Genomic DNA, 3,829 nt, shown 5'->3' with positions numbered 1-3,829 from the left:
TTTATATCAAATTTCTAGATTGTACCCTTTTTTGTTTAGCGACCATAGCGCTGTGGCCCCACCTGATCCCATTCCGAACTCAGAAGTGAAACGCAGTTGCGCCGATGGTAGTGTGGGAGTTCCCATGTGAGAGTAGGACATTGCTAGACTCCTATTATAGTTTAATCGTGAAACGCAACAGCGCCGATGGTAGTGTGACTTATGTTACAGAAAACCCATGTGAGAGCGCAGCGGGACATTGCTAGACTTCTAATTCTTATCAGCAAGTTGTTGATAAAAATGGCCCCGTGGAGGGGTTCCCGAGTGGCCAAAGGGATCAGACTGTAAATCTGACGGCTCCGCCTTCGGTGGTTCGAATCCACCTCCCTCCACCATATTCCTTTTGGAAGATTAAATACCAGCAATCAGCTGGTATTTTTTTTGCATTTTTTTCAGCTTTTCAAGTTCTTCAGTAGTCGGTGTTAAAGCATGTACCTCAACTAACAATCTTTTTACACTATGCAAATCAGTGTTACGCTCACGGTTTTCTTCGAAGGATACTAGTAGCACCTGTATCAGATTTAGTTTAATACCTATATGTTTAGGAAACATTGCCTCAGCTTCTCTTAATTTAATAATAGCCTGGTGGTACTTTTTGTTCGAATATAAGGATAGCCCTAGTTCAATATTAGCTTGAGCGAGATCTTTTAAACTAACACTGGTCTCTTTGTTGGATTTATCATCTTTAGAGTTGATTTTTTCGCTAGAAAGTAAGATCTGTGTGGCAAGATTACCCTGGTTCAGCTTTTTTAAGGTAAGTGATATATTTATTAATTTTTTGTGCGGGATATTATCTTGCTCCCGTGTAAGTAAAAGTTGTCCAAGTTTAATTTCTGCATTTGCTAAATCAATTTCTTTGGTAATTTCAAATAAGCACGCGCCAAGCAGATGGGATTGAATTCTGATATCAACATCTTTAAAGTCCCTAATCATTTGTTTCATAAAGCTTAAAGCTTTGCTATTCATCTTCTTCGCATCGACAAGGGAAAGTGATGGCGTATGTTCTATAAGAGCCTGTACGTACTTAATAGTATTGTCTGCACAATGGTGGATAGAATTATGAGCAAGTTTGTGATTATTTTCATAAGCTAATGTGGCCTTATCAAAATGTTGATTGTGAATACATAACTGCGCATACCTCTTTAATCTATTTAGGGAACGAGGTGAAAGTTTAAGCGCTTTTTCTAAAATATCCTCAGCATAAATATGATGAAACTGCTCTTCATAAGTAGCAGCAAGCCAATCATAGCTTGATAAATATAGCGGGTAATCTTGTATTAGTAATTTAAATAATTTTTCAGCCTGTTTTAGTTTGTTTTGATGTAGCGCTAATTTACCAAGTCCTATTGTTGCCCATTGACAGTTGGCGGCGTTTTGATAGGCAAGGTAGATTGATTTTGCTTCGTCGTACCGTTCCAATTCAAAGTATTGCCTTGAGATAATACCTAAGCATTCAGCTTTATAAACTGTATTATTTGCTAATGCATGCTCACACCTATCTATGACAAGTAAGGGTTTATTTAGATCGAGGGCATAATAAATATCTGCCATGGCCTTTTTCTTAGCTAGGCAATTGTTTAAGCGCTTATCTAGTTCATATAGAGAGTAGGGTTTACATAAATAATGGTCAGGTTTATGTTCAAGAGCAGCAAGCACCATAGCTTGAGAAACTTCAGCGGTTATTAAAATAACAATACAATGTCTATTTATATATCTGTTGACCCTCAATTCCTCAAGGATTTGTTGGCCATTCTTTTGGTTATCTCCTAAGTCATAGCCTAATAATATAACGTCATAAGATTTCTGCTGACAAATGGCTGCAACATCTTGTGCGTAATGGGTACTGTCAACTTGCTTTGTCGTCAGGTGCATAACAAATTGCTTAAGAATATCCTGTGATGGCTTGATGTTGTCAACGATCAAGAATTTCATATTTTGATAATTGGGCTTTGCCATAACGTCCTTAATGTCAAATACTCTAATAACCGAGATGGTAATACATCTCTTCTGATACAATTAGCCCATTCAATACTCACGGGCTAAACGAATGACCTTTTCTTCTTTTTCTTTGGACCCAGCATTGCTTAAAGCAATAGCTGAATCTGCTTATAATGAACCCACAGAAATTCAAAAGCAAAGTATACCTCTAATTCTAGCTAACCATGATGTGATGGCAAGAGCGCAAACCGGAACAGGTAAAACGGCTGCCTTTGCCTTGCCAATTCTTCAGCAATTATTATCAGAAAAACCTATCAGTACCAATATCCGCGCGCTAGTGCTCACACCAACAAGGGAGCTTGCCCAACAAGTATATAAAAGCTTCAAGCATTATGGTCAGTTTACTTGTGTAAATATTGGCATTGCATATGGTGGCGTTAGTACAAAGAAGCAGATTTTAGAGATAAAAACTGGTTTAGACATTTTAGTTGCAACACCAGGTCGATTATTAGATCTTATTAGAAGTGAGCATCTTTCTTTAGAACAGATAAATACTGTCGTATTTGATGAAGCAGATCGAATGTTGGATATGGGTTTTAAAGAGGAGATAGATCAAATTCGTAAATACCTTCCTGTTGAGAAACAAACCTTGCTCTTTTCTGCAACATTTGCCGATGACATATACAAAATGAGTAAAAGTATATTAGTAAATCCAAAAGTTGTAGAAATTGATGAGAAAAACACAGTTGCGGATGATGTCGAGCAAATTGTTTATGCTGTAGATGCTGATCGTAAAAGGGAACTTACCTCCTATTTAATTGGGTCAAAGAACTGGCAACAAGTTTTAGTTTTCACACGCACAAAGCAATGTGCAGATTATTTAGCAAAAGAAATGACTAAAGATGGCATTAAATCATTAGCTATACATGGTGACAAATCTCAAGGGGCCCGTGAAAAAGCACTTCATGAATTTAAAGAAGGAAATATAAGAGCTTTAATCGCGACCGATGTAGCTGCGCGAGGCATCGATATAAAAGGTCTTAACTATGTTATTAATTATGAACTTCCATATAATGCTGAAGATTATGTTCATCGTATAGGTCGTACTGCTAGAGCAGGAAATTCTGGCTTAGCAGTATCGTTAGTGAGTGTAGGTGAAGAGTGGCTCCTAACAGCAATTGAAGAATTACTTGATATCCAATTATTACAGCAGTGGTTACCTGGTTATGAGCCAGATTTAACAAAAACTGTTCAATCAGACAAAAAACCAATAAATAAAAAAAATGCTAGAAGAAATGCATTGTCTCCAGGAGATAACTCGAACAAAAGAAAGCCCGGATCGAGAAGTAGAAGAAGGTAAGGTGTAAAGCTTACGACTTTTGTGCTATTTATGACCTATACTAATTCGGATAATAAGCGAATAGCGGCATTTATAATCGAACAAACAAAAAAGTGAAATTAACTCTTGTACTAAGACAAAAATTCGCTAGAATGCGCTCCAGTTCCAAGGGGTTCAGCTAAAATGAATCATTAAGGAACTGTTTTGATAAGTTATCTCACCTTTATTAAGGTATATAAGCTAACTTAATGTAACGTTAAAAGTATTTAAAATACTTTACTTTATTATCAAGAAAAACGTTGACATCAAAACTCGGAAGCGTATTATACGCATCCTGCTTCGGGCAAACGGCAACGTTAGCAAGGAGTTAAAGCGAGTAACGAATGCGATTACTGCTTATTTCTTTAACAATTAGTTATCATGCAATTTGTGTGGACACTCACATTAATGTTGTTTTACATAGTTTTCCTTTCGGGGAGAACAAAAACGCTTAATGAATGATGTTCATGCAAA

General features: G+C 36.9%; 2 protein-coding genes, 1 tRNA gene and 1 rRNA gene. 3 read left to right on the top strand and 1 reads right to left on the bottom strand.

The features are described from left to right. Nucleotides 1-34: 34 nt before the first annotated feature. Nucleotides 35-149 (top strand): 5S ribosomal RNA (gene rrf / locus MTCD1_RS18045). A 140-nt stretch (nucleotides 150-289) separates the two neighbouring features. Beyond that, nucleotides 290-374 (top strand) — tRNA-Tyr (locus MTCD1_RS18040). A 16-nt stretch (nucleotides 375-390) separates the two neighbouring features. Here the strand turns inward: MTCD1_RS18040 and MTCD1_RS18035 are convergent. Continuing rightward, nucleotides 391-1,995, bottom strand: coding sequence for a response regulator (locus tag MTCD1_RS18035; protein WP_057179164.1), 1,605 nt, complete (start codon nucleotides 1,993-1,995; stop codon nucleotides 391-393). A gap of 91 nt (nucleotides 1,996-2,086) precedes the next feature. Between MTCD1_RS18035 and MTCD1_RS18030 the strand changes: the two genes are divergently transcribed. Next, complete coding sequence (locus MTCD1_RS18030) at nucleotides 2,087-3,337, top strand: DEAD/DEAH box helicase (protein ID WP_057179166.1); 1,251 nt, start codon at nucleotides 2,087-2,089, stop codon at nucleotides 3,335-3,337. Nucleotides 3,338-3,829 lie beyond the last annotated feature (492 nt).

This window comes from Colwellia marinimaniae (genome assembly GCF_002207865.1).
Classification (GTDB): Bacteria; Pseudomonadota; Gammaproteobacteria; order Enterobacterales; family Alteromonadaceae; genus Colwellia; species Colwellia marinimaniae.
This window is presented reverse-complemented; position numbering and strand designations above follow the sequence as displayed.

Excerpts from the sequence above, each read along its gene's own strand:
- MTCD1_RS18035 (WP_057179164.1), bottom strand. The coding sequence starts at position 1,995 with ATGGCAAAGCCCAATTATCAAAATATGAAATTCTTGATCGTTGACAAC.
- MTCD1_RS18030 (WP_057179166.1), top strand. The coding sequence starts at position 2,087 with ATGACCTTTTCTTCTTTTTCTTTGGACCCAGCATTGCTTAAAGCAATA.